At 66.9% G+C, this 25,193-nt stretch carries 25 protein-coding genes and 5 tRNA genes; 23 read left to right on the top strand and 7 right to left on the bottom strand.

Annotation, left to right across the window (positions count from 1 at the left end):
- Positions 1-77: 77 nt before the first annotated feature.
- Both KZ491_RS09795 and yedA read right to left on the bottom strand, forming a co-directional pair.
- Positions 78-1,304, bottom strand: a complete 1,227-nt coding sequence (locus KZ491_RS09795) for an MFS transporter (RefSeq protein WP_222565935.1) — start codon at positions 1,302-1,304, stop codon at positions 78-80.
- Between the two features lie 97 nt (positions 1,305-1,401).
- Complete coding sequence (gene yedA / locus KZ491_RS09790) at positions 1,402-2,328, bottom strand: drug/metabolite exporter YedA (RefSeq protein ID WP_222565683.1); 927 nt, start codon at positions 2,326-2,328, stop codon at positions 1,402-1,404.
- Positions 2,329-2,544: 216 nt separating this feature from the next.
- Here yedA and KZ491_RS09785 point away from each other — a divergent pair, with 216 nt between their 5' ends.
- Entirely contained in the window at positions 2,545-3,588 is a 1,044-nt protein-coding gene (locus KZ491_RS09785; protein WP_222565682.1) for an NADP-dependent oxidoreductase, read from the top strand.
- Positions 3,589-3,709: 121 nt separating this feature from the next.
- Complete coding sequence (locus tag KZ491_RS09780) at positions 3,710-5,287, top strand: M28 family metallopeptidase (RefSeq protein ID WP_222565934.1); 1,578 nt, start codon at positions 3,710-3,712, stop codon at positions 5,285-5,287.
- A 46-nt stretch (positions 5,288-5,333) separates the two neighbouring features.
- On the opposite strand, the gene KZ491_RS09775 is transcribed toward KZ491_RS09780, so the two are convergent.
- Both KZ491_RS09775 and wrbA read right to left on the bottom strand, forming a co-directional pair.
- The gene (locus tag KZ491_RS09775; RefSeq protein ID WP_222565681.1) at positions 5,334-5,702 is read right to left on the bottom strand and encodes a DUF2069 domain-containing protein; all 369 of its coding nucleotides are present in this window, start codon (positions 5,700-5,702) and stop codon (positions 5,334-5,336) included.
- The gene (gene wrbA / locus KZ491_RS09770) at positions 5,699-6,289 is read right to left on the bottom strand and encodes an NAD(P)H:quinone oxidoreductase (protein WP_222565680.1); all 591 of its coding nucleotides are present in this window, start codon (positions 6,287-6,289) and stop codon (positions 5,699-5,701) included. The genes KZ491_RS09775 and wrbA overlap by 4 nt, the downstream gene beginning before the upstream one ends.
- Before the next feature lie 102 nt (positions 6,290-6,391).
- Here wrbA and KZ491_RS09765 point away from each other — a divergent pair, with 102 nt between their 5' ends.
- Complete coding sequence (locus KZ491_RS09765; protein ID WP_222565679.1) at positions 6,392-7,660, top strand: YihY family inner membrane protein; 1,269 nt, start codon at positions 6,392-6,394, stop codon at positions 7,658-7,660.
- Positions 7,660-8,292 carry a TlpA family protein disulfide reductase gene (locus KZ491_RS09760; RefSeq protein ID WP_222565678.1) on the top strand — a complete coding sequence of 211 codons (633 nt, stop codon included), beginning with the start codon at positions 7,660-7,662 and terminating at the stop codon, positions 8,290-8,292. The genes KZ491_RS09765 and KZ491_RS09760 overlap by 1 nt, the downstream gene beginning before the upstream one ends.
- A gap of 9 nt (positions 8,293-8,301) precedes the next feature.
- Here KZ491_RS09760 and KZ491_RS09755 read toward each other — a convergent pair whose 3' ends face one another.
- From KZ491_RS09755 to hemA, 3 genes are all read right to left on the bottom strand, one after another.
- The gene (locus tag KZ491_RS09755) at positions 8,302-10,014 is read right to left on the bottom strand and encodes an O-linked N-acetylglucosamine transferase, SPINDLY family protein (RefSeq protein ID WP_343225599.1); all 1,713 of its coding nucleotides are present in this window, start codon (positions 10,012-10,014) and stop codon (positions 8,302-8,304) included.
- A gap of 5 nt (positions 10,015-10,019) precedes the next feature.
- On the bottom strand, positions 10,020-11,105 hold the full coding sequence (gene prfA, locus KZ491_RS09750; protein ID WP_222565676.1) for a peptide chain release factor 1: 1,086 nt from the start codon (positions 11,103-11,105) through the stop codon (positions 10,020-10,022).
- A gap of 140 nt (positions 11,106-11,245) precedes the next feature.
- The gene (hemA, locus tag KZ491_RS09745) at positions 11,246-12,556 is read right to left on the bottom strand and encodes a glutamyl-tRNA reductase (protein ID WP_246606776.1); all 1,311 of its coding nucleotides are present in this window, start codon (positions 12,554-12,556) and stop codon (positions 11,246-11,248) included.
- A 125-nt stretch (positions 12,557-12,681) separates the two neighbouring features.
- Between hemA and KZ491_RS09740 the strand changes: the two genes are divergently transcribed.
- The 19 genes from KZ491_RS09740 to rplL all read left to right on the top strand — a co-directional run bounded on the left by KZ491_RS09740 (position 12,682) and on the right by rplL (position 25,045).
- The gene (locus tag KZ491_RS09740) at positions 12,682-14,364 is read left to right on the top strand and encodes a tetratricopeptide repeat protein (protein ID WP_222565674.1); all 1,683 of its coding nucleotides are present in this window, start codon (positions 12,682-12,684) and stop codon (positions 14,362-14,364) included.
- Entirely contained in the window at positions 14,361-15,017 is a 657-nt protein-coding gene (gene lolB / locus KZ491_RS09735) for a lipoprotein insertase outer membrane protein LolB (RefSeq protein WP_222565673.1), read from the top strand. Before KZ491_RS09740 ends, lolB begins: the two co-directional genes overlap by 4 nt.
- Positions 15,014-15,931 (top strand): 4-(cytidine 5'-diphospho)-2-C-methyl-D-erythritol kinase, encoded by a 918-nt coding sequence (gene ispE, locus KZ491_RS09730; protein ID WP_222565672.1) that lies wholly within the window; start codon positions 15,014-15,016, stop codon positions 15,929-15,931. Before lolB ends, ispE begins: the two co-directional genes overlap by 4 nt.
- A tRNA-Gln gene (locus KZ491_RS09725) sits at positions 15,909-15,985 on the top strand. Before ispE ends, KZ491_RS09725 begins: the two co-directional genes overlap by 23 nt.
- 41 nt (positions 15,986-16,026) lie before the next feature.
- The gene (locus KZ491_RS09720; RefSeq protein ID WP_222565671.1) at positions 16,027-16,992 is read left to right on the top strand and encodes a ribose-phosphate diphosphokinase; all 966 of its coding nucleotides are present in this window, start codon (positions 16,027-16,029) and stop codon (positions 16,990-16,992) included.
- A 93-nt stretch (positions 16,993-17,085) separates the two neighbouring features.
- The gene (locus KZ491_RS09715) at positions 17,086-17,754 is read left to right on the top strand and encodes a 50S ribosomal protein L25/general stress protein Ctc (protein ID WP_222565670.1); all 669 of its coding nucleotides are present in this window, start codon (positions 17,086-17,088) and stop codon (positions 17,752-17,754) included.
- 63 nt (positions 17,755-17,817) lie between these two features.
- Positions 17,818-18,399 carry an aminoacyl-tRNA hydrolase gene (pth, locus tag KZ491_RS09710; RefSeq protein ID WP_222565669.1) on the top strand — a complete coding sequence of 194 codons (582 nt, stop codon included), beginning with the start codon at positions 17,818-17,820 and terminating at the stop codon, positions 18,397-18,399.
- A 63-nt stretch (positions 18,400-18,462) separates the two neighbouring features.
- Positions 18,463-19,554 (top strand): redox-regulated ATPase YchF, encoded by a 1,092-nt coding sequence (gene ychF / locus KZ491_RS09705; RefSeq protein ID WP_222565668.1) that lies wholly within the window; start codon positions 18,463-18,465, stop codon positions 19,552-19,554.
- Positions 19,555-19,655: 101 nt separating this feature from the next.
- Positions 19,656-19,741 (top strand) — tRNA-Tyr (locus KZ491_RS09700).
- Between the two features lie 91 nt (positions 19,742-19,832).
- Positions 19,833-19,906 (top strand) — tRNA-Gly (locus KZ491_RS09695).
- A gap of 53 nt (positions 19,907-19,959) precedes the next feature.
- A tRNA-Thr gene (locus tag KZ491_RS09690) sits at positions 19,960-20,035 on the top strand.
- Between the two features lie 44 nt (positions 20,036-20,079).
- Positions 20,080-21,270, top strand: a complete 1,191-nt coding sequence (gene tuf / locus KZ491_RS09685; protein WP_222565667.1) for an elongation factor Tu — start codon at positions 20,080-20,082, stop codon at positions 21,268-21,270.
- A gap of 102 nt (positions 21,271-21,372) precedes the next feature.
- A tRNA-Trp gene (locus tag KZ491_RS09680) sits at positions 21,373-21,448 on the top strand.
- 15 nt (positions 21,449-21,463) lie between these two features.
- Complete coding sequence (gene secE, locus KZ491_RS09675) at positions 21,464-21,829, top strand: preprotein translocase subunit SecE (protein ID WP_222565666.1); 366 nt, start codon at positions 21,464-21,466, stop codon at positions 21,827-21,829.
- 13 nt (positions 21,830-21,842) lie between these two features.
- A complete protein-coding gene (nusG, locus tag KZ491_RS09670; protein ID WP_343225598.1) occupies positions 21,843-22,445 on the top strand; it encodes a transcription termination/antitermination protein NusG in 603 nt (200 codons plus the stop codon).
- Between the two features lie 100 nt (positions 22,446-22,545).
- Positions 22,546-22,974 (top strand): 50S ribosomal protein L11, encoded by a 429-nt coding sequence (gene rplK / locus KZ491_RS09665; protein WP_222565664.1) that lies wholly within the window; start codon positions 22,546-22,548, stop codon positions 22,972-22,974.
- A gap of 3 nt (positions 22,975-22,977) precedes the next feature.
- Positions 22,978-23,676, top strand: coding sequence for a 50S ribosomal protein L1 (rplA, locus tag KZ491_RS09660; protein ID WP_222565663.1), 699 nt, complete (start codon positions 22,978-22,980; stop codon positions 23,674-23,676).
- Between the two features lie 384 nt (positions 23,677-24,060).
- A complete protein-coding gene (rplJ, locus tag KZ491_RS09655) occupies positions 24,061-24,585 on the top strand; it encodes a 50S ribosomal protein L10 (protein ID WP_043959532.1) in 525 nt (174 codons plus the stop codon).
- A gap of 85 nt (positions 24,586-24,670) precedes the next feature.
- On the top strand, positions 24,671-25,045 hold the full coding sequence (rplL, locus tag KZ491_RS09650) for a 50S ribosomal protein L7/L12 (protein WP_043959533.1): 375 nt from the start codon (positions 24,671-24,673) through the stop codon (positions 25,043-25,045).
- The last annotated feature ends 148 nt before the right edge of the window (positions 25,046-25,193 follow it).

The raw sequence follows: 25,193 nt of genomic DNA, 5'->3' as shown, positions 1-25,193 counted from the left end.
CCGGGACTCGCGCCCGCGAGCCGCGTGCCGCGGTCATGCCACCGCGGGTGGATGGCCGTGGCGGGTGGCTCGGTTGATCATGCGTCCGCCTCGTCGCTGTCGATTTCCGGCAGCAGCTCCAGCGCCGACGGGGTGGTGCGCAACATCGCGTGGAACTGGGCCGGATCGTCGCGGTCGCGTTGGCGCAGCAGTCGCCGCCCACCCACCAGCACCGCCAGCAACACCAGCGTGGCGGCAAAGAAGCCCGGCAGTGCCTGCGGCCCCAAGCGGGCCATCAGCGTGCCGGCGATGGCCGGGCCTATCGCCGAGCCGATGCCGTTGAGCAGCAACAGGCTGCTGCACCCGGCCAGGACGTGCTCGTGGGGCAGGTGGTCGAGCAGATGGGCGACGCAGACCGGATACACGGCAAACAACAAACCGCCAAACCCGAAGAACAGGCTCAGCAGCAGCCACCGATGGGCGCCTTCGCTGATCATGATCACGCCCGCCAACACGGCGGCCAGGGTGCAGATCAGGACCAGCGCGGTTCGGCGGTCGCCGCGGTCGGAAAGCCGGCCGATCGGCAATTGCAGCAGCGCGCCGCCAAGGATGGTGACGCTGACCAGGGCCGACACCCCCGAGAGGTCCATGCCGATCCCGGTGGCATACACCGCGGCCATGCCCCAGAACGCGCCCAGCGCCAAGCCGCCCAGCAGCGCCCCGGTGCTTGCCGCCGGGGCCAGGCGGTACAACTGCGGCAGTTGCAGGTGGACGCTGGCCGGGGTGTCGGGTTGCACCATGCGGCTGGCGGTCACCGGCAGCGCCGCAAGGCAGATCAGGATCGCCACCAGGCTGAAGGGCACGAACAGCAGCGGCGAGAACAGTCCCAGCAGCCATTGGCCGGCAGCCAGTGCAAACAGGTTGATGGCCATGTACGTCGCAAAGATCCGGCTGCGCTGCTCCACTGCGGCGGAGGCGTTGAGCCAACTCTCGATGACGGTATACAGGCCGACCAGTGCCACCCCGCTGAGCAGCCGCAGGACCGCCCAGGTCCAAGGCTCGACCAGGATCGGGTGCAGCAGCACCACGGTCGCGCACAGGCAGGCATAGAACGCGAACGAGCGGACGTGGCCGATCCGCCGGATCAGCTTGGGCGCGGCGAAGGTACCCAGGAAGAAGCCGCCGAAATAGGCCGACATGATCAGACCCACGACCTGGTCGTCCCACCCCTCGAGCCCGCCGCGCACGGCGACCAGCGTACTCAGGAGCCCGCTTCCGGCCAGCAGCAAGGCAACGCCGATGAGCAGGGACAGCAGGGGCCGTATGGCGGAAATCAAGACGCTGGCACAACCCGACCGCGGAAGGCCGTCCACGCTAGCACAGGGGTCGGACTGGCCGTGACTGCGTGCCCGCTGATCCGGCTCAGGCGGGCGCGCGCTGCCGGGCCAGGGTGATCACCGCCACGCCAACGAGGATGATCGCCATGCCCGCCAGATCAAACGGACCCACCGTCTCGCCCACCAGCAACACGCCGAGCAGCACGGCCACTGGCGGATTGACGTAGGCGTAACTGGTCGCCACCGCCGGCCGCGCATGTTTGAGCACATAGAGATACGCGCTGAAGGCGAGGATCGAACCGAACAGCGCCAGATAGGCCAGGGCCAGGGTGGCCTTGAGGGTGGGGTGGGAAGGCAGGCTCTCGCCGCTGGCGAAGCCGACCGCCAGCAGGGCAACGCTGGCACACAGCATCTGCGCGGCGGTGTTCATCGGACCGGCCGGCATGTCCTGGCGACGGCTCCACACCGAGCCGAACGCCCAGCACGCCGCGGCGGTCAGCAGGGCCAGAGCGCCAATCGCCTCGCCCGACAGCCCGCTGCCGGTGTTGAGCACGACGACGCCGGCGAACCCGACCAGCAGGCCCACCGTCTCCCGGCGCGTCGGCCACTGTCCGTAGATCGTCCCGAAGGCCGCAGCAAACAGGGGCATGCTGGACACCGCGACGGCGGCGATCCCCGAGCTCACTCGCTCCTCGGCAAAGCACACCAGACCGTTGCCGAAGCCGAGTAGCAGCACACCGGTAATCGCCGCGTTCCGCCATTGCAGGCGGGTCGGCAACGCGTGCCCGCGCCAGCGCAGGAATCCGAACAGAACCAGACCGGCGGCCGTGAAACGCAGCCCCGCCAGCAGGAACGGGGGATAGCTCTCCAGCGCGTAGCGGATGCCCAGATAGGTGGAGCCCCAGACCACGTACAGCGTCAGCAGCGCAAGCGGGATCCACAGCTTCGGGTCCAGTGCGCCTGCGGACAGCGCAGGCGTCGCTGGCGCTTCGGTGGAAGGATGTGTGGGCATGGCGAAGCAGCATCAGGCGGAGGGGCATTATCGGCTCCCGGCCGCGCCGGCAGGAGTGCCACAAGCCATTCCCTCCGTCCGCGCACCGTGTCGGCCGGCGTCGTCAGCTCGAATGAACACCCGAGGCGATAACGTGGGGACTTGCCGTTATTCCGGCTGCCCGGTTTGCGTCAGCTCCCCGGGCGACCCGTCGGCTGGATCCCAAAGGAGCACCCCATGAGTACTTCTGCAGTCAATCGCCAGATCACCCTGGCGTCCCGCCCGGTCGGCGCGCCCGTCGCCGCCAATTTCAAGACCGTTGAAACCCCGCTGCCCAAGCCGGGCGAAGGCCAGGTCCTGCTGCGCAACATCTACCTGTCGCTGGATCCGTACATGCGCGGGCGGATGAGCGACGGCCCTTCTTATGCGGCCCCGGTAGGGATTGGCGAAGTGATGGGCGCCGGCACTGTGGCGCGTGTGCAGGAGTCCAACCATCCCGACTACGCGACCGGTGACCTGGTGCTCGCGCAGGGCGGCTGGCAGGACTACGCAGTGGCCGACGCCAAAGCCCTCAACCGGCTGGACCCGGGCATGCAGCAAGCTTCGCTCGCACTGGGTGTGCTGGGCATGCCCGGCTTCACCGCCTACATGGGCCTGCTGGACATTGGCCAGCCCAAGGCGGGCGAGACGGTGGTGGTCGCGGCCGCCAGCGGCGCGGTCGGTTCGGCTGTCGGCCAGATCGCCAAGCTCAAGGGGTGCCGCGTCATCGGCATCGCCGGCGGCCCCGAAAAGTGCCGCTACGTCATCGACGAGCTGGGCTTTGATGACTGCATCAACCATCGCGCGGCGGATTTTCCGGAGCTGCTGAAGGCCGCCTGCAGCTCCGGCATCGATGTGTATTACGAGAACGTCGGCGGGGCGGTGTTCGATGCGGTGCTGCCACTGCTGAACGCCAAGGCGCGTATTCCGCTGTGCGGGCTGATCGCGCATTACAACGACACCGAACTTCCGCCCGGACCCGATCGCCTCGGACTGCTGACCCGCACCCTGCTCACCAAGCGCATCAAGATGCAGGGTTTCATCATCTTTGACGACTACGGCGACCGCTACGGCGAGTTCCTCGCCGAGATGGGCGGCTGGGTGCGCGAGGGAAAGATCAAGTACCGCGAGGACATCGTCGACGGTCTCGAAAATGCACCCGAGGCCTTCATCGGCATGCTGGAAGGCGGCAACTTCGGCAAGCTGGTCGTGCGCATCGCACCGGACCGGATGTCGGGTTGATCAAATCGCGGGGCGCCGCTGCGCGTGCATGACTATCGGCCGGCGAAGACCCGCCGGCCGGTCCCTAGACTCGGGTCCTCGATATCGATCCGCGCAAGGGGATGAAGTGATCAAGCGTTGCATGTTGGTGCTGTGCCTGGGGATGAGCGGTGTCGCCATTGCCCAGGAGCCGGTTGACCTGGAGATGGTCAGCAAGATCCGTCAGGAAGCGTTCCACCGCTCGCAGGTGATGGCGACCTTCAGCCACCTGACCGAGTCGATCGGGCCGCGCCTGACCAACTCGCCGCAGATGGCGCAGGCCAATGCCTGGACCCGAAGCCAGTTCACCGACTGGGGTCTGGCCAACGTCCACGACGAGGCGTTTGACGACTTCGGCCGTGGCTGGGAGTTCACCGAGGCCAGCGTGCAGATGCTCGCCCCCCGGGTCGGCCCCTTGCACGCGCTGCCCAAGGCGTGGACGCCGGGCACCAACGGTCCGGTCGAAGGCGAGGTGATGGCGGTCACCATCAAGAAGCTCGAGGACCTGGACAAGTACAAGGGCAAGCTGAAAGGCAAGATCCTGCTGCTCAGCGAAGCGCGCGAGTACAAGCCCGGCGAGAAGCCGACGTTCCATCGCCATGACGACGCCGGCCTGGGCGAACTGCAGGCGTTCGAGATCCCCAAGGACAAGAACGAGAGCCGCGCCGAGCGGGTAAAGAAATACACCGAGCGGGTGGCGCTCACCAAAGCGACCAACGAGTTTTTTGTCGCGGAAGGCGTACTGGCGACGTTGAGCATCAGTGGCTGGGACAACGGCATCATCCGTGTCGGCGGTGGGGGCTCGCGCAAGGCTGACGAGTCGGTGGGCGTGCCCGAGCTGGCGATGGTCGCCGAGCACTACAACCCGCTGGTGCGAGCCGTGGAGGCCGGGCGTCCGGTCAAGTTGCGGATCAACGTTGCAGCGCGATTTACCGACGAGACCGACCAGCCCGGCCACAACACCATCGCCGAGATCCCCGGCCGTGGCCGCAAGGCCAACGAGATCGTGATGCTGGGAGCGCATATGGACTCCTGGCACACCGGTACCGGCGCGGCGGACAACGCCGCAGGTGTCGCGGTGATGATGGAGGCGATGCGGATCCTGAAAGCCGTGGGGGCCCAGCCGGACCGCACCATCCGGGTCGGCCTGTGGAGCGGCGAGGAGCAGGGGCTGATTGGCTCGCGCGCCTATGTCGAGCGGCACCTTGCCGCCTATCCGGAGCCGACCGACCCCGAGCAGAAGGCCCTGCCGGATTCGCTGCGCGAGCCGACCGGCCCGCTGCAGAAGAAGCGTGACTACGGGCGGTTCTCGGCCTACTTCAACATGGACAACGGCTCCGGTCGTTTCCGCGGCATCTACGCGCAGGAGAACCTCGCGGTGGTGCCGATCTTCCAGGCCTGGCTGGAGCCCTTCCACGACGTCGGCGCGACCACGGTGGCGACCCGCAATACCGGCAGCACCGACCACATCGCCTTCGACGCGGTGGGCCTTCCCGGCTTCCAGTTCATCCAGGACCGGCTGGACTACTTCAGCAACGTCCACCACAGCAACCTGGACACCTGGGACCACATCCAGCCCGAGGACCTGAAGCAAGCGGCCGCGATCGTGGCGTCCTTCGCGTACCACGCCGCGATGCGGGAGGAAAAACTGCCGCGCAAGCCGCTGCTGGAAAACGACTGAGTGGAGCGTTTGCCCCGGGGCCCGCAATGACCGCGGGTCCCGGCGCTCAGCCGCGCTTGCGGGTGCCGAAGCGGCCCTTCAAGCCAGGCAGGTTGGCGGCAAAGATGATCACCAGGGCCAGCGCTGTTTCCAGCAGCGCGAAGACCAGCTCGGCCGGGCGGGTCCAGGCCACCATGATGCCGTGGCTGAACCACGCCAGCGCCAGCACCGAACCCCAGTAACCCGCCGTGCGCGCGCCGGCCAGCTTTGCCACGCCCAGCAGCAGCGGCGGGGCGGCGAACACCAGCAGCGCCACCAGGTCGCGGGTCGGCCAATCGGCCGCCGGCCAGAACCAGAGGCAGAACAATCCGCCCAGGGCGATCAGCGCGCCCGCCAGAGTCCAGTCCGTGGCCGTGCGCGTTGCGGGCTGGCTCACGCCAGCTTCCCGGCGATCGTTGCCACCCGCCGGCCCAGGGCACGGGCGAGGTGCGCTTCGTCCTCGCTCGGTCGCGGGTCATCCTCCGGGCCGCCGACATGACTGGCGCCATACGGCGTGCCGCCGGTGCGGGTCGTGCTCAGGCGGGGCTCGGTGAACGGGATGCCGACGATCACGCAGCCGTGGTGCAGAAGCGGCACCATCATCGTCAGCAGGGTCGACTCCTGGCCGCCGTGCATGGTCGATGAGGAGGTGAAAACCGCGGCCGGCTTGTCCACCAGCAAGCCGCTGGCCCACTGCGCACCGAGCCCGTCGAACCAGTGCTTCATGGGCGCGGCCATGTTGCCGAACCGGGTCGGGCTGCCGACCACGAGGCCTGCACACTCTTCCAGATCGCGTGTCTCCACGTACGGCGCGCCGTCCTCCGGCACGGGAGGAGCGGCGGTGGTGGTGACCGCGGCGACGGGAGGCACGCAGCGCAGTCGTGCGGCCATGCCGTCCACCTCGCCGATGCCGCGGGCGATCTGGCGGGCGAGCTGCGCCACCGCGCCGTTGCGGCTGTAGTACAGCACCAGGATGTCGGCCATCGTGTTGTCGGATCCCCGAAGTGGAAGCCGCCAAGGATAGAGGATGCGGCGCAGGCGTTGACTGCCAGCGCGATTGTTCCTGCGTGGGTTACGCTTCGAACGATGGAGCCACTGGACTCGATCAACCACTGGGGCGAACGCATACGTGACCGCGCGCGGGTGCGGGCGTTCCTGCGTTTTCTCGGCCGGCGGGTGCTGGACGACAACCTCTTCCAGGCCGCCGGAGCGTTGTCGTACACAACCGTGTTCGCCCTGGTGCCACTGTCGATGGTGGTGTTCGGAGTGCTGTCGGCATTCCCGGTATTCGCGGTCTGGACCGAGCGCCTGAGCGATTACATCTTCTCCAACTTCGTCCCCTCCGCGGCGCGCTCGGTGGAGGAGTACCTGCTGCAGTTCTCCGGCAACTCCGGGCAGCTGACCAGCGCCGGCATCGTGGTCCTGGTGGTGTCGCTGCTGATCACCCTCAACGGGGTGGAAACGGCATTCAACCGCATCTGGCGGGTCAAGGCCGCGCGTCCGCAGTTCAGCCGGTTCCTGGTCTATTGGACGGTGCTGACCCTGGGCGCGATCCTCGCTGCCGCCAGCCTGGCGATGTCGGCGCGGATCTTCGCCCTGGCGGTGTTCGAGACCAGCGCCGGCCACCTGGTCCAGAACATGATGCTGCGGTTTGCGCCGATGTCACTGGAGCTGCTGGCATTCGCGGCGATCTATCGCGTCGTGCCGCACCGCACGGTGCAGTGGCGTCATGCCCTGGCCGGCGGACTGCTGGCCACCTGCGCGTTCGAGTTGGTGCGCTGGGGGCTGGGCGTATACCTGGGCACCTTTACCAGCTACTCGCGCATCTACGGGACCCTGGCGTTCGTGCCGATCTTCATGATGTGGATCTTCCTGAGCTGGGTCGCGGTGCTGATGGGCGCCTCCCTGGCCTCCTCGATGTCGGCCTTTCGCTACCAGCCGGTGGCGATGCGCCTGCCGGAGGGCTACGAGATGTACGGCCTGCTGCGACTGCTGGGCCGGTTCAACGAGGCGCGCGAGCACGGCCGCGGCCTGCACATCGACGACATCCTCACCATGGAGCCGATCATGACCGACGCGCTTGTCCAGGAAACACTGGAGCAGCTGCGCCAGATCAATGTCGTCCACCGCGCCGAGGACGGCCAGTGGCTGCTGTCGCGGGATCTGGAAGCGCTTTCCCTGGGTGAGCTTTACGAGGCGTGCCAGCTGCGCATCCCCATCGCCGAGGCACGCATACCGTGTAGCGACGATCCGCTGGGACGCTCCGCCGTGGCGGCGCTGGACGAGCTGCGTCTGCCCCTGCGCGAGTTGCTCAAGCGTCGCGTTTCCACCATCCATGCCGAGGAGAAATCCTGATGCGTATTGCCGCCGTAGCCCTGCTCGCGGCCCTGCTGCTGGGCTGCCAGCCTGCCGACCCCACCGCTGGAACGGGCGAGGCGGAGGCGACACCGGTGGCCGGTGCTGGACAAGCCGATCCGTCCGCAACCCCGGCCACGCCGCCGGGCGTTGCAGATTCGGGCGCGCCGGAAGCCGCCGGGAAGGACTTCCGACCGACGCTGGTTGTCGGTGCCCTGGACGGCACCCAATACGACCTCGCCGCGCACCGGGGCAAATGGGTTCTGGTGAACTTCTGGGCGACCTGGTGCAACCCCTGCCTGAAGGAGATGCCGGAGCTGTCGGCGCTGGCCGCCATGCGTGAGGACATCAAGGTGGTGGGGCTGGCCTTTGAGGACATCGAGCCGGCCGAGATGAAGGCGTTCCTGCTCGAACACCCGGTGACCTACCCGATCGCGATCCTCGACACGGCCAACCCGCCGGCGGATTTCGACGAGCCACGCGGCTTGCCGATGACCTGGCTGATCTCGCCAGACGGCCGGGTCGCGCGCAAGATCATGGGTCCGGTCACCGCCGGGGAAATCGAGGGAATCATCGCTGCGGCGACGGGCAGATCCGACGATGCTGCGTCCGATGGTCGTGGTGCTGGCTGATCAGTTTCGCTAAGCCGTGCCGTGCTGCTCCGCCATCGCCAGCACGGCGGCAGCGAAGTCGGCCGCGAACCCGTCCATATCGAACACACCGGCCGTACGGCGTCGCTCCCGCAACGCCCCGCGCGCCGCCTGCAGCAGCGCCGGATCGCGACCCAGTTCGATGGCTCGCTGGATGAATTGGTCATCGGTGGCGACATTCATCTGCGGCATTCCCAGATGATGATTCAGGCTGCCGGCGACGCGGGCGGCGAACGTCTCCCCCGGCCGGGTCAGCACCGGACAGCCGGCCCACAGCGCATCCGAGGCGGTGGTGTGGGCGTTGTAGGGGTTGGTGTCCAGAAACAGGTCGGCGTGCTGGAGACGCGCGAGATAGCGGTCGTGCGGCTGCTTGGGCATGAACACCAGGCGTGACGGCGCCACGCCGGCAGCCGCGGCCGCATCGCGCAGGCGCTGGTCCGCGCGTCCCGGCCCCGACAGCAGCCACAGCACGCTGTCGGGCACACCGGCGAGCACCGCCCACGCCCGCCGCATGCTCGCCGGGTTGAGTTTGTAACTGTTGTTGAAGCAGCAGAACACCACGCCCGTGCCGGGTGCCGGCAGACCGCATTCTGCGCGTCCCGGCGGCGCGGCGAGCGCCCGGCTGGTGTCGGAGGGCTGGAAACAGCGCGGCAGGTAGTCCACCCGCTCGCTGAATCCGTGCGCCAGCGACGGCGGCAGTACGAAGCGGTCGGCCAGCACGACGTCGATCCACGGCGCGCCGGACGTTCCGGGATAGGCGAGCCAGTTGACCTGCAGCGGAGCAGGTCGCATCGCCAGCACTTCCGGCCGTCCGCCGCCGCCCCAGCCGCGCAGATCGAACAGCACGTCGATTTGCGCATCGCGGATCACCCGGGCCACCCCGGTGTGGCTGCGTCCGGCGACATCGTGCAGACGAGTCGCCGACTTCAGGCGCTGGCGGATCGCGCTGCCGTCGTCCGCATTCAACGCAAACAGGTGGACGGCGATTGCTGGCTGCGAGGCCAGCGCCTCGAACAGCGCCACGGTCAGCAACCCGGTCGGATGGGCCCCGAAGCCGTTGGACAGAAACCCCACCCGCAGCGCCTTTCGCGCATCCGCGGCACGCGGCTCCGGTGGCGGTGGCGGAAGCGGTCGGACTGCGCGCGCGATGCCCGCGGCGCGCAGCCGGGCGCAGGCAAGCTGCTCCGCCGCCGTGCTGTCTTCGCTGAGGAAGGCGAATGGTTCCACCGCCGACTGCCCATGACGGACGGCATCACGGACCTGGGTGGACAGCGCATCCAGGTCGCGCCAGTCGCATAGCTTGCGCCGCCACGCCAGCAGGTAGGCCGCCAACTGCGGCTCCTCTGGTGCGAGCCGGTGCGCCCGCGCGTACTGGTCGGCCGCCTGCTCGGGCTGGCCGATGTCTTCCAGCACGTGCGCCAGCCAGACCGCAATGCCGGGATGGCCGGGGGCGCGCTTGGCGGCGGTGCCCAGGCTTTCGGCGGCGTCCTGATGCCGGCCCTGCATCCACTGGGCGCGACCGAGGCGGGCGAGCGCCTCGGGGTGTCCCGGCAGGAGCGCCAGCGCGCGCCGGCTGGCGGTCTCGCCGGCTGCCGCGTCCCCGGCGTCCAGTTCGGCCTCGGCGAGCAGGATCCAGGCAAGCGGGCTGCCGGGCTCGCGCTCGACGGCCAGCCTCGCTTCGCTGCGGGGGTCGACCGGCCGCACGGTCATCAGCTGCCTTTGGTCAGGCGCGCGAGTTCGTCGGCCTGGTGTTCCTGCTGCAGGCGCTCGATCAGGGCGTCCAGATCACCGGTGAGCACATTGGGCAGGTCGTACAGGGTCAATCCTTCCACCCGGTGGTCGGTGATGCGTCCCTGCGAGTAGTTGTAGGTGCGGATGCGCTGACTGCGATCGCCGCTGCCGACCTGCAACTTGCGATCCTCGGCGATGGCGGCTGCGGCCTTGTTGGCCTGCTCCTCGGCCAGAGTCGCGCGTAGCCGCTTCATCGCCGTATCGCGGTTGGCGTGCTGGCTGCGCTCGGTCTGGCTCTCCACCACGATGCCGCTGGGCAGGTGGGTGATGCGGATGGCCGAGTCGGTCTTGTTGACGTGCTGGCCGCCGGCGCCGGAGGAGCGGAAAGTGTCCACGCGCAGGTCGGCAGGGTTGATCTCGATCGGCTCGCCCTCCGGCTCCACCGCGATGATCGCCACGGTGGCCGCCGAGGTGTGCACGCGGCCCTGGGATTCTGTCTCCGGCACCCGCTGCACGCGGTGGGTGCCGGACTCGAACTTCAGCTTGGAGTACGCACCCCGGCCCTCGACCCGCGCGATCAGCTCCTTGTAGCCGCCGTGCTCGCCTTCGTTGGCCGATTCGACCTCCACCCGCCAGCCCTGGCGCTCGGCGTAACGCGAGTACATGCGGAACAGGTCGCCGGCGAAGATTGCGGCCTCATCGCCACCCGTGCCGGCGCGCACCTCCAGGTACAGATCGCCCTCGTCGCGCGGATCGCGCGGCACCAGATGGGCGAGCAGTTCGATGTCCAGCTGGCGCAGGCGTTCGTTGGCGGCGCTGATTTCCTCCTCGGCCAGCTCAGCCAGTTCCGGGTCGTCACGCATCGCCAGCGCCGTCTCCAGGTCCGCCTGTGCAGCGGCCTCGTCGGCGAGCGCGGTCGCCACCGGTCCCAGCTGGGAGAACTCGCGCGAGAGCTGGCGGAAGCGCTGGTTGTCGCCGATCACATCCGGGTCGGCCAGCAGTCGCTCCAGTTCTTCGCGGCGTTCGGCGAGGGCTTCGAGCTTGCGGCGCAGGCTGGGGGTCATCGGTCGGTCTCGGGTCGAGAGGGGTGGGTCTGGAAAAACGTGGGACGGGCGGGGTGAACGGGTCGGTTGGCGGCAACGGGTGCGGCGCGCCCACGGATCGGCCGGCGGACAACCGGCGGGCCAGGCAACGCGTGGTAAGGCTACTTGCGCCTGTCGCGGCCGGGCGTTGGCTTCGCACCATCACGCTTTTCAGCCGGCATCAGGATCGCGCTTCCGGCGGCGGGGAAAAGCTTGTCGGCCGCACGGGCCAGTTCGGCATTGCCCGTGATCGCAGCCTCGCGCAGTGCAATCGTCGGTGCGTGCAGGAGGCGGTTGGTCAAGGTATGGGCGAGGAATTCGAGCACCGCGTCCGGGTCCTCGCCATTGGCCAACTGCTGGCGGGCCTTGGCCAGCGCATCCAGTCTCGCCGCGTCGCCGTGGGCGCGCAGCTGCTTCAGCGGCGCGGTGCGACTGCGGGCCAACAGGCTCTCCATGAAGCGCGCGACCTGGACCTCGATAATGGCTTCGGCTTCCGCCGCGGCTTCCTGGCGGCTGCGCCGGTTCTCCTCGATGGAGCGCTCCAGGTCATCCACCGTGTACAGATACACGTCGCGCAGCTTGGCGACCTCCGGGTCGATGTCGCGCGGCACGGCCAGGTCCAGCAGCAGCATGGGCCGATGTCGACGCTGGGCCAGGGCGGCGGCCACCTGGTTGCGATGCAGCACGGCGCCTCGCGCGGCGGTGGCCGACAGCACGATATCCGCCTCGCCCAGATGGCGGTCGATCTCGTCCAGCGGCACGGCGACCCCGCCATGCCGGCTGGCCAATTCCTGCGCGTGGGCGAGGGTGCGGTTGGCGACCAGCAGCCTTTTCACTCGCGCCTGGACCAGATGCCGCGCGGCCAGCTCGACTGTATCGCCCGCGCCGATCAGCAGCACGGTCGAGTCTTCGAGCCGGGCGAAGGATTCCTGCGCCAGCCGAACGGCGGCCGAGGCCACCGAGACCGGGTTGGCGCCGATACGGGTGTCCGTGCGCGCGCGCTTAGCGGTGGTGAAGGTGTGCTGGAACAGGCTGTCGAGCTGGCTGCCCAGACTGCCCGCCGCGCGCGCCGTGGCCCACGCATCCTTGACCTGGCCCAGGATCTGCGGCTCCCCCAGTACCAGCGAATCCAGCCCGGTCGCAACCCGGAACAGATGGCGGACCGCGCCCGCGTCGGCGTGCCGGTACAGGTAGGCTTGCAGGTCATCCATCCCCGCCGGATGACGGGCCAGCCAGTTCGCCACCGCCTGCCCGCCGTCGTCCACCACGGTGTAGATCTCGGTGCGGTTGCACGTGGACAGCAGCGCGGCCTCGCGTACCCCGCCCAGCCCGCGCAGCGAATCCAGGGCGGCAGGAATCGTCTCGCTGGAGAATGCCACCCGTTCGCGCAGGCTGACCGGCGCGGTCTGGTGGTTGATCCCGAGCACGAACAGGTTGGAGGTTGGACTGGTCACCGGACTCATGGGGATTGGGCGGCGGGTTCAGGCGCTTGCGATAAGCTGCTGGCTGCTGAAGGCCCATATTCTACCGGCCTCCCGAATCTCAGGGATTCACCTTGATGCAAGCACCGTTGCGCCTATTCATATCCGCCGTCCTGTTGCTGCTGGCAAGCGCGTTTTCGGCCAGCGCCGCGCCTGCCGCGAAAGTGCCCACGGCCGATCCGGTTATCGAGACCCTCGAGCCCTTGATGGCGGCCGAGTTCGCCCTTCAGGCGGGTCGGCTGGAGGAGGCATCACGCTGGTACCTGCAGGCGGCGTTGGCCGCCGACGACGAGGCGTTGACCGAGCGGGCGACCCGAATCGCCCTGTTGTCGCGCGATGACGAGAGCGCCGCGCGTCTGTTGGAGCTGTGGCGAAGCCAAGGCGGCAATAGCGTCAACTTCCTCGGCGCCGAGGCCAGCCTGGCCCTGCGCCGCGGTGATGAGCGCAAGGCGCAGCGTTTTCTGGTCCAGTTGCTCGGCATGCCCGGTGACGAGGGCTGGCGGCAGGTGCTGGGGGTGATGATCGCCGGCGCCCGCGATCCGGCCCAGTCGTCGCGGGTGCTGGAAGGGCTGGTGCGTCGTGGCAGCATTCCGCCGACCCTGCAGGCGTGGCTCGCGTTTGGCGGGCTGGCCCAGCGCCTTGAGCAGCCGGAGCTGGCTGAGCGCATCGTCGCCGAAGTGCTCAAGCGCTTTCCCGGCGAGCCGCGGGTGGCCCTGTTGAGGGTCAGCCAGCTGCGCGAAGCCCGTCGCCCGGACGAGGCGCGCGAGGTGCTGGCCTCCATCGCCGAGCGTGCCGGCGATGACGACGAACTGCGCCTGGCCATCGCCTATGAATACGACACGCTCGGCGATCTGGCCGCCGCCGAGGCCACGCTCGCGCGCGGCGAGCAGGACGACCAGACCTACGGCCTGCGCGCCTCGCTGCTGGCCCGGGCCAAGGACAATGCCGCCTTGCTGGCGTTGTATGAGGAGCTCCGCGCGCGCGGGCAGGTGCCCGATCCGCGCCGACGCCTGCTGTTGGGCCAGGTGGCCGAGTTCCTGAAGCGCTACGACGAGGCGCTGAACTGGTATCAGGGCGTTCCCGGCGGGGCGCAGCGCGTCCCGGCGATGTTGCGCAGCGCCAACGTCCTGCATGAGCTGGATCGTGCCGACGAGGCGTTTGCACAGCTGCGCGAAATGCAGGCCGACGCCTCGACCACCGACACGGCGCGCCGCGATGCGTATCTCCTGGAAGCGTCACTGCACGAGCGCGATGAGGACGCAGCGGCCGAGAAGGACGCCTTCTCACGTGGCCTGGCCGCGTTCCCCGACGATCTGGAAATCCTCTACGCCCGCGCCCTGAGCTGGGAGCGGGGCGATGACATCCCGCGCGCGGAGGCCGACCTGCGCCGGATCCTGGTCATCGATCCCGAATCGGTCGCCGCGCTGAACGCACTGGGCTATACGCTCGCCGATCGCACCGACCGTTACCAGGAAGCCTTGGAACTGATCAACCGCGCCCGCGCCGCAGAGCCCGACAACGCCGCCATTACCGACAGTTACGGCTGGGTGCTCTATCGGCTCGGCCGCAATGACGAAGCCCTGGTCGCGCTTCGACAGGCGTTCGCATTGCAGAAGGATGCCGAGATCGCCGCCCATCTGGCCGAGGTGCTGTGGGAGCTCGGTCGCCATGACGAGGCGCGCAAGTACCTGGAAGAAGCCGAACGCATCGACCCCGACAACCGCGCCTTGAAGCGGGTCCAGGAAATGATCGCCCCATGAGGATCTCCGCTCTTGTACCCCTCCTCGCGCTGGGCCTGCTGCTGGTCGGCTGCGCAGGCGCGCCGCTGCGGCCGGCGATTTCCGCGACCGAGGTTGCCGCCGCCGAGGCGTCCCAGCTGCAGCGCGAAAGCGCGCTGGCCCGCACGCCGGACTGGTCATTGGCCGGTCGGGTCGCGGTTGCCAATGCCGGCAAGGGTGGCAGCGGCCGCATCGAATGGCGTCAGGACGGCCCGCGATACCTGATCACCCTCAGCGCCCCGGTCACCCGCCAGGGTTGGCAACTGGCAGGCGATGCCGACGCGGCCCGACTGGAAGGACTGGAGGGCGGCCCGCGTTCCGGACCCGATGCGCGCCTGCTGTTGTTGGCTGCGACCGGCTGGGACATCCCGGTAGTGGCCCTGGGCGACTGGGTCCGCGGCGCCCGCGCCCCGGCGCTCGCCCCCGCGAAAATCGAATACGGCACCGACGGACTGCCGCGCCGGATCGATCAGGACGGCTGGACGATCGAATACCGCTGGGCCCCCGATGCGGTGACGGAGGGCGAAACAGCGCTCCCCAGCCGGGTCGACGCGGTCCGCGGCGAGGCCCGGGTCAAGCTGATCGTCGACGAATGGCAGTCCGCAAGCCCCTCCAGAGCGGCGCAGCTGCAATGACGGCGGCGCCAGCCCTGCCCAAGGTCGATGCCGACGGTTGGAGCCAGTGGCCGGCTCCGGCCAAGCTGAACCTGTTCCTGCGCATCCCGGGCAGGCGCGAAGATGGCTACCACCTGCTGCAGACCGTGTTTCGATTGCTCGACTGGGGCGATACCGTGCGTCTTCGCGTTCGTGACGACGGCCGGATTGCGCGCCATGGCAGCCCGCTGCCTGGTGTGGCCGAGGCGGACGACCTCACCGTGCGCGCGGCCACGCTGTTGCAATCGGTCTCCGGGTCGCCGCTGGGTGCTGACATCGCAATCGACAAGCGCATCCCGGTGGGCGGCGGTTTTGGCGGCGGTTCGTCAGACGCGGCTTCGGTCCTGGTGGCCCTGGACGCGCTGTGGGGTACGGGCCTGGGCGAGGAGCGACTGGCGGGCCTGGCCTTGCAGCTCGGGGCTGATGTGCCGGTGTTCGTGCGCGGACGCAACGCGTGGGCCGAGGGTATCGGCGAGCAATTGACTCCCATCCACCTGCCACCAGCCTGGTACCTGCTGGCCAACCCCGGCGTCCCGGTCCCTACCGCCGAACTCTTCCAGTCCGCTGAATTGACGCGCGATGCGCAGCCCGCGACAATAGCCGACTTCGTTTCGGGCAAACCGCTCGGGAACGCGTTCGAGCCGGTACTGCGCGGCCGCGAACCGGCCATAGACGCCGTGTTTGCTGCCTTGTCGCAGGTCGGCACGCCGCACCTGACCGGTTCCGGCAGCGGTTGTTTCGTCGAGTTCGCCAGCCGCGAATCCGCCGAATCGGCGCTGTCGGTGCTGCCATCGGGCCTGGATGCCTGGCTGGCGGCGGGCGTGGAGCACTCGCCCTTGCACGCGCTGGCGCGCAGGACGAAACAAGTTACACAGGGGCGTCGCCAAGAGGCCTAAGGCACCAGGTTTTGATCCTGGCATTCGTAGGTTCGAATCCTACCGCCCCTGCCAATTTTGAAGCCTGCGGGCCCGCGCCCTGAGCGATGTTGAACATGAAAGTCCAAGGTGATCGCAGTCTGCTGATCTTTTCCGGCAACGCCAACCCGGCCCTGGCCACGGCGGTGTGCAAGGAACTGGGCGTGCGGCCGGGCAAGGCGCTGGTCAGCCGCTTCTCCGACGGCGAGGTTCAGGTCGAGATCGAGGAGAACGTGCGTCAGCAGGACGTGTTCGTGATCCAGCCGACCTGCGCGCCCAGCGCCGAGAACCTGGTCGAGCTGCTGGTCCTGATCGACGCCCTCAAGCGCGCCTCGGTCAGCAGCGTCACCGCCGTGGTGCCGTATTTCGGTTATGCGCGCCAGGATCGCCGCCCGCGCTCCTCGCGCGTGCCGATCACCGCCAAGGTGGCCGCCAAGATGTTTTCCGCGGTGGACTGCGACCGCGTACTGACGATTGACCTGCATGCCGACCAGATCCAGGGCTTCTTCGACATGCCGGTCGACAACGTCTACGCCTCGCCGCTGCTGCTGGCCGACATCTGGCGCGCGCACGGCACCGACAACATGGTGGTGGTCAGCCCGGACGTCGGCGGCGTAGTGCGTGCCCGGGCGATTGCCAAGCGGCTGGATGACGCGGACCTGGCGATCATCGACAAGCGCCGGCCGAAGGCCAACGTGTCAACCGTGATGAACATCATCGGCGACGTGGACGGCAAGACCTGCGTGCTGGTCGATGACATCGTCGATACCGCCGGCACCCTGTGCGCCGCTGCTGCCGCGTTGAAGGCGCGTGGCGCGACCAAGGTTGTTGCCTACTGCACCCACGCGGTGCTGTCCGGCGCGGCGATCAGCAACATCCGCAGTTCCGAGCTCGACGAACTGGTGGTCACCGACACCATTCCGCTGACCGAGGCCGCGCGCGAGTGCGGCCGGGTCCGCCAGCTGAGCGTTGCCGAGCTGCTGGCCGAGACCATCCGCCGGATCGCCTTCGGCGAGTCGGTCAGCTCGCTCTACGTTGACTGAGCGGCCTCACTTTTTGACTCACCTGGTCGCGGGTGAGTCTTTCCCGGTCACCGCGAGGTGGCCACATCTGCAACACAAGCGAGTAACCAAGCAATGTCCGATCAAACCATCAGGGCCTCTGCCCGCAGTGTCGAGGGGAAGGGTGCGAGCCGCCGCCTGCGTCACGCGGGAAAGATTCCGGCCATCATCTACGGCGGCGACGCCGCGCCGCAGCCGGTCGTGCTCGACCAGGAAAAGATCTGGGTCGCCAGCCAGAACGAGTGGTTCTACTCGACCATCCTGGACCTGGACGTCGACGGCAAGGTCGAAAGCGTGCTGCTGCGTGATATGCAGCGCCACCCGTTCAAGCAGATCATCATGCATCTGGACTTCATGCGAGTGAACCAGAAGGAAGTGCTGCGCACCCAGGTGCAGCTGCACTTCATCAACGAGGAGATCTCGCCGGCCGGCAAGAACGCCGACGTGATCATCATGAAGGAGCTGAACCACGTTGACGTCAGCTGCCTGCCCAAGGATCTGCCCGAGAACATCGAGGTCGATCTGTCCAAGCTGGAGCTGGGCGACACCATCCACCTGTCGCAGATCCCGCTGCCCGAGGGCGTCGAGATCCCGAGCCTGGCGCTGGGCGAGGAGTACGACACCGCCGTGGTCGTGGCGCGCAAGGGTCGCGTGGAAGTCGAGCCGGAGCCGGAAGTCGAAGGCGACGACGCGGCCGACGTGCCGGCCAGCAAGGTCGATTCGGACGAGAAGGACGCCGAGTAAGTCTGCAATTGGCCGGGGCTACCGTCATCGCGGCAGCCCCGGCTTGCGGCTTGCTCGCCTGTCATGGCCGGTTTGCGCCTGATTGTCGGACTGGGGAATCCCGGTCCTGAATACCTCCGGACCCGGCACAATGCCGGGTTCTGGTTTGTGGATGCCCTGGCGGAAAGCCTGGGTGCCCGTTTCAGCCTTGAATCAAAACTGTTCGGACAAGCGGCGAAGGTCCAGATTGCCGGGCAGCCGGTCTGGTTACTCAAGCCTGCGACCTTCATGAACCTGTCCGGCAAGTCGGTCACCGCCGCGCTGAATTACTGGAAGATCGAGCCGGAGCAGGCGCTGCTGGCGCACGATGAGCTCGACCTCCCGCCCGGCACCGCCCGCCTGAAGTTCGATGGCGGCCACGGGGGGCAGAACGGACTGCGCGATACCATGCGTCTGCTCGCCCACGGCCGTTTCCATAGATTGCGGATCGGCATCGGCCATCCGGGCCACAAGGATCAGGTCACCCCTTGGGTGCTGGGCCGGCCCGGCGCGGACGACGAGGCGATGATCCTGCGCGCCATCGGCGATGCGATCGACGTGCTGCCGCTGGCGGTTGCCGGCGATTTCAGCGAGGCGATGAAGCGCCTGCACACGCCCCGGGCCTGAAGCCCGCTTCGTCATTGCCACACCATTGGTTCCACCCCTCATATTGAAAGCGAGTACAGCGTCATGGGCATCAAATGCGGCATCGTCGGCCTTCCCAACGTAGGCAAGTCGACCCTCTTCAATGCCCTGACCAAGGCCGGCATTGCCGCCGCCAATTTCCCGTTCTGCACGATCGAGCCGAACGTCGGCGTGGTGCCGGTCCCCGATCCGCGCCTGAACGCGCTGGCGGAGATCGTCAAGCCGCAGAAGTGCCTGCCCACCGCGGTCGAATTTGTCGACATTGCCGGCCTGGTCGCTGGCGCGGCCAGCGGCGAGGGGTTGGGCAACAAGTTCCTCGCCCACATCCGCGAAGTGGATGCGATCGCCCACGTGGTGCGCTGCTTCGAGAACGACGACATCATCCACGTCAACAACCGCATCGATCCGCTGTCGGACATCGACACCATCGATACCGAGCTGGCGCTGGCGGACCTGGATTCGGTCGAGAAGGCGCTGCAGCGCGCCGAGCGCTCTGCCAAGACCGGCGACAAGGACGCCAAGGTCCGTGTCGACGTGCTCACCCGCGTGCGCGACGGTCTGGATGCCGGCAAGCCCGCGCGGGCGTTGGACCTGTCCGAAGATGACCGCCTGGTGCTGCGCGACCTGTTCCTGTTGACCCTGAAGCCGGTGCTGTACATCGCCAACGTGCTCGAGGACGGCTTCGAGGACAACCCGCATCTGGACGCGGTACGCGCAAGGGCGGAGGCCGAAGGCGCCGAGGTGGTACCGGTCTCTGCCGCCATCGAGGAGGAGCTCAGCCAGCTCGACGACGAGGACCGCGATGCGTTCCTGGCCGACATGGGCCTGGAGGAGCCCGGCCTCAACCGCGTCATACGCGCTGCCTACAAGCTCCTCGGCCTGCAGACGTATTTCACCGCGGGCGTCAAGGAAGTGCGGGCCTGGACGGTCAAGGGCGGGGCAACCGCGCCGCAGGCCGCGGCCGTGATCCATACCGACTTCGAGAAGGGCTTCATCCGCGCCGAGACCATCGGCTACGACGACTTCATCAAGTACCAGGGCGAGGCCGGTGCCCGCGAGGCCGGGCGCATGCGTCTGGAGGGCAAGGAGTACAAGGTCCAGGAAGGCGATGTGTTGCATTTCCGCTTCAACGTGTAGCCTCCGCTGCGGTGCGAGGTCGCATTTTCAGCAGCCTGGGCAAATATCTTTCGCCCGCCGTTGACAAGCGCGCAAAAGCCCCCCAGAATTGCGGGCTCTTTGGAGGGATACCCAAGCGGCCAACGGGGGCAGACTGTAAATCTGCTGGCTTACGCCTTCGGTGGTTCGAATCCACCTCCCTCCACCAGCTTCGCGCCCGTCGCGTGCTGGTAGACGCAAGGCAACAAACCGATAGACTAACCATCCGTCGGCGCAGTACCCAAGCAGGTTTGTCCGGCGCGGGAGTAGTTCAATGGTAGAACCTCAGCCTTCCAAGCTGATGGTGCGGGTTCGATCCCCGTCTCCCGCTCCATTGATGCCGCGACGTTTTTGTACCTGCCTGGAAATGTACTGTTTGAAAAATTCGCTCACGTAGCTCAGTCGGTAGAGCACCTCCTTGGTAAGGAGGAGGTCACTGGTTCGATTCCAGTCGTGAGCACCATACCTACCATCCAGAACACCGTCCCACAGCGAGAAGCGACAATCATGGCCAAGGGTAAATTCGAGCGCACCAAGCCGCACGTGAACGTCGGCACGATCGGTCACGTTGACCACGGCAAGACCACGTTGACTGCAGCGCTGACCAAGGTTGGCGCGGAGCGTTTTGGTGGCGAGTTCAGCGCGTATGACGCGATCGACCGTGCCCCTGAAGAGAAGGCGCGCGGGATCACGATCTCGACCTCGCACGTCGAGTACGAGTCCCCGAACCGTCACTACGCGCACGTCGACTGCCCCGGGCACGCCGACTACGTGAAGAACATGATCACCGGTGCGGCGCAGATGGACGGCGCGATCCTGGTGTGCTCGGCCGCTGACGGCCCGATGCCGCAGACCCGCGAGCACATCCTGCTGGCCCGCCAGGTTGGCGTGCCCTACATCGTGTCCTACCTGAACAAGGCGGACATGGTGGACGACGCCGAGCTGCTGGAGCTGGTGGAGATGGAAGTGCGCGAGCTTCTGTCCAAGTACGACTTCCCCGGCGACGACACCCCGATCATTGTCGGTTCGGCGCTGAAGGCGCTGGAAGGCGACCAGAGCGATATCGGCGTGCCGTCGATCATCAAGCTGGTGGACGCGCTGGACAGCTGGATCCCGGAGCCGGAGCGCGACGTGGACAAGGCGTTCCTGATGCCGGTCGAGGACGTGTTCTCGATCTCTGGTCGTGGCACCGTGGTGACCGGCCGCATCGAGCGCGGCGTCATCAAGGTGGGCGAGGAAATCGAGATCGTCGGCATCCGTCCGACCGTCAAGACCACCGTCACCGGCGTGGAGATGTTCCGCAAGCTGCTCGATCAGGGTCAGGCGGGCGATAACGCCGGTCTGCTGCTGCGCGGCACCAAGCGTGACGACGTCGAGCGCGGCCAGGTGCTGTGCAAGCCTGGTTCGATCAAGCCGCACACCGAGTTCGAGGGCGAGGTGTACGTGCTGAGCAAGGACGAGGGTGGCCGTCACACGCCGTTCTTCAAGGGCTACCGTCCGCAGTTCTACTTCCGCACCACCGACATCACCGGCGCCTGCGAGCTGCCGGAGGGTGTTGAGATGGTGATGCCGGGCGACAACGTGAAGATGGTGGTCACGTTGATCAACCCGATCGCGATGGACGAAGGCCTGCGTTTCGCCATCCGCGAAGGTGGCCGCACCGTCGGCGCCGGCGTGGTGTCCAAGATCATCAAGTAATTACAAGTGCCCGGGCCACCCCGCAACGGGTGGCCTGTTGGCGTAACAGGAAGGATTGGCAAGGCGGCTTCAGCCGCCGTTGCCTTTTCCGGAACAGTCAATACGCCAGTAGCTCAATTGGCAGAGCAGCGGTCTCCAAAACCGCAGGTTGGGGGTTCGAGTCCCTCCTGGCGTGCCACAAGCGGAAGGTCGATTGAACACCAAGGCTGAACAAAGCGCGGGCGATATCCTGAAATACGTGGCCGCGGTGCTGTTGGTGGCCGCAGGCGTATTCGGCTTCTATTGGTTTGACCAGTGGCCGGGCGGCATCCGCGCCCTGCTGGTGGTGGGCGGTCTGGTCCTCGGCGCGGCGGTCTTCATGGTCAGCCACAAGGGCGTACAGACCCGCGAGTTCCTCTCCGAATCCCACTTCGAGTTGCGCAAGGTGGTCTGGCCCACGCGCCAGGAAGCAATGCGCACCACCTGGGTGGTGGTTTTGGCAGTCGTGATCCTGAGCCTGATCCTGGCCGGATTCGATGTCGTCATTCAGGCGGCGGTGAAGTGGCTGCTTGGACGTTGAGGAGATGACACAAGTGCAGAGCTCAGATAACAGTCCCACCGCGGATAGCGGCGGAACCAACAAGCGCTGGTATGTCGTCCACGCCTATTCGGGCTACGAGAAGACGGTTGCCCAGGCGCTGCGTGACCGTATCGCCCGCGAAGAGATGGAAGACCGCTTCGGCGAGGTGCTCGTTCCCACGGAAGAAATCGTGGAAATGCGCGCCGGCCAGAAGCGCCGCTCCGAGCGCAAGTTCTTCCCGGGCTACGTGCTGGTGCAGATCGCCACGACCGATGAGGGCGGTATTCCGCGCATCGACAGCGAGTGCTGGCACCTGATCAAGGAAACCCCGAAGGTGATGGGTTTCATCGGTGGAACCGCCGCGCGACCGTTGCCGATCGCCGACCACGAGGCTGCTGCGATCTTGGATCGCGTCCAGGAAGGCGTCGAGAAGCCGCGTCCCAAGGTGCTCTTCGAACCCGGCCAGATGGTCCGCGTTGTCGATGGTCCGTTCAACGACTTCAATGGCGTGGTCGAGGAAATCAACTACGAGAAGAGCCGCCTGCGCGTGGCGGTGCTGATCTTCGGTCGTTCGACCCCGGTCGAGCTCGAGTTCGGTCAGGTCGAAAAGGCCTGACGGATAACCAATCCGCCGGACGAGTGGTTCGCCCGGCATCAATCGCGAGGAGCCTGCCGTTGCAAGACGCGCAGGCGCTTGCACTCGCAGGAGTTGTGACATGGCAAAGAAAGTAGTTGGCTACATCAAACTGCAGGTCAAGGCCGGCCAGGCGAACCCGTCGCCGCCGGTGGGTCCTGCCCTCGGCCAGCGCGGCCTGAACATCATGGAGTTCTGCAAGGCATTCAACGCCGCGACCTCCAAGCTGGAGCCGGGCCTGCCCACTCCGGTGATTATCACCGCGTACTCGGACCGCACCTTCACTTTCATCACCAAGAGCACGCCTGCGGCGGTGCTGCTGAAGAAGGCCGCCGGCGTCAGCGTGGGTTCCAACCGTCCCAACACCGACAAGGTCGGCAAGGTGACACGCGCCCAGCTCGAAGAGATCGTCAAGGCCAAGCAAGCCGACCTTACGGCGGCGGATCTGGAAGCGGCGGTGCGTACGATTGCGGGTTCGGCCCGCAGCATGGGTTTGGCGGTGGAGGGTTAAGACATGGCGATGACCAAGCGCAAAAAAGCAATCAAGGCCGCCGTCGAGCCGGGCAAGTCTTACGCCTTCGACGAGGCCATCAAGATCGTCAAGACCGCCACCAAGGCGAAGTTTGTCGAGTCCGTTGACGTCGCCGTGCGCCTCGGCGTGGACGCGCGCAAGTCCGATCAGCAGGTGCGCGGTTCAACCGTGCTGCCCGCCGGCACCGGTAAGAGCGTTCGCGTTGCAGTCTTCGCACCCGCCGGCGCCAAGGCCGATGAGGCTCTGGCTGCGGGCGCGGAAGCGGTGGGCATGGACGACCTGGCCGAGAAGATGCAGGCCGGCGACCTGAACTACGACGTCGTGATCGCCACCCCCGACGCGATGCGCGTGGTGGGCAAGCTGGGCCAGCTGCTCGGCCCTCGCGGCCTGATGCCGAACCCGAAGGTTGGCACCGTGTCCCCGAACCCGGGTGAAGCGGTCAAGAACGCCAAGGGCGGCCAGGTGCGCTACCGCACCGACAAGGCCGGCATCATCCACTGCACGATCGGCAAGGCGGACTTCGACGACGCTTCGCTGAAGAGCAACCTGGAAGCGCTGCTGGTGGACCTGATCAAGGCCAAGCCGGCCAGCGCCAAGGGCCACTACCTGCAGAAGATTTCGGTCAGCTCGACCATGGGTCCCGGTGTTGCCGTGGATCAGGGAACGCTGGCACTGAAGTAATGAATCACGCATCGGCCGGGGCGCGATCGCGCCGGCCGTTGCGGAACGTTTGAGGGCATCGCCAAGGCTTCGGCCCACGCGATAGCTGTCAAAGACCGCAGGCGCGTCCAGCGCATGGTTGCGGCGGGCAGGGAAGCTCGCACTGGCACGGATATCGTCGCCGCCATGGACACCGGATGCTTAATCCAGGTTCCAGCATCGCTTCTTCGGGAGTCGTTGCCGGCACCAGGCCTGCGTAGATGGTTGCCGACCCTCCAGAATCCTGGAAACGGCCACCACCCGGAGCATCGTTCGCGATGTTCCCGGCATCGGGCCAAACGATGCCGACCGAGTACCGCTCCCGTGCATGTTGCGCGGGGCGGAGTTGAAGTACGGAGGAGTGCAATGGCTCTTAATCTGACCCAGAAACAGGAAGTCGTTGCCGAACTGGCGGAGGTCGCCAGCAAGGCGCACTCGCTGGTCGCCGCGGATTACGTCGGTCTTACCGTCGGGCAACTGACGGAAATGCGCAAGAAGGCCCGCGAAGCCGGCGTGTACTTGAAGGTAGCCAAGAACACGCTCGTCTCGCGCGCAGTGGAGAACACCGATTACGCCATCGTCGCCGATGAGCTGACCGGTCCTTTGCTGTATGCCTTCTCGCAGGAAGATCCCGGCGCCGCGGGACGTCTGATGAAGGAGTTCGCCAAGGCGAACGACAAGCTGAAGCCACGCCTTGTGTCATTGGGCGGACAGTTGTACCCGGGCACCCATGTGGATGTCCTGGCGTCGCTGCCGACCCGTGATGAGGCGTTGTCGATGCTGCTCAGCGTCATGTCCCAGCCGGCCACCATGTTGGTGCGCCTGCTCAGCGAGCCCGCGTCGCAGGTTACCCGCGTTGTCAACGCGGCTGGCCAGACCAAGGCTGCCTGAGGCAGACAGTTCGGTTTACGGTTTTCCGCATAACGCTTTACGACAATCAAGTCGTTTCCAATCCAGATAAAACGAGGTTTTTACAATGTCCCTGTCCAACGAGCAGATCATCGAAGCGATCGCCGAAAAGTCCCTCATGGAAGTGATGGAGCTGGTGAAGTCGATGGAAGAGAAGTTCGGCGTTTCCGCCGCCGCTCCCGTCGCCGCTGCCGGCCCGGCCGCAGCTGCTGCTGCCCCGGCTGAAGAGCAGACCGAGTTCACCGTGACCCTGAAGGCCGCCGGTGAGAAGAAGGTCGAAGTGATCAAGGTTGTCCGCGCGATCACCGGTCTGGGCCTGAAGGAAGCCAAGGACCTGGTCGAAGGCGCGCCGAAGGATGTCAAGGAAGGCGTGACCAAGGACGAAGCCGAGAAGCTGAAGAAGGACCTTGAGACCGCCGGTGCGTCCGTCGAAGTCAAGTAATCCTTGATTGAGTCGCCGGTTTATACTGGAGGCGACCAGCCGGGGCTGGGGGCGAAAGCTCCCGGCCTTTGGCCGTTGTAGCGGTATCGGTTCCACGTTCCACCACGCAGTACCGAGTTGGCAGTAGGAAGTAGCGGGAGATGGCGTG

The sequence above is a fragment of the Novilysobacter antarcticus genome, from assembly GCF_019802285.1.
Classification (GTDB): Bacteria; Pseudomonadota; Gammaproteobacteria; order Xanthomonadales; family Xanthomonadaceae; genus Novilysobacter; species Novilysobacter antarcticus.
Note: the sequence above shows the minus strand (reverse complement) of the source record. Positions and strands in the feature narration are given on the sequence as shown.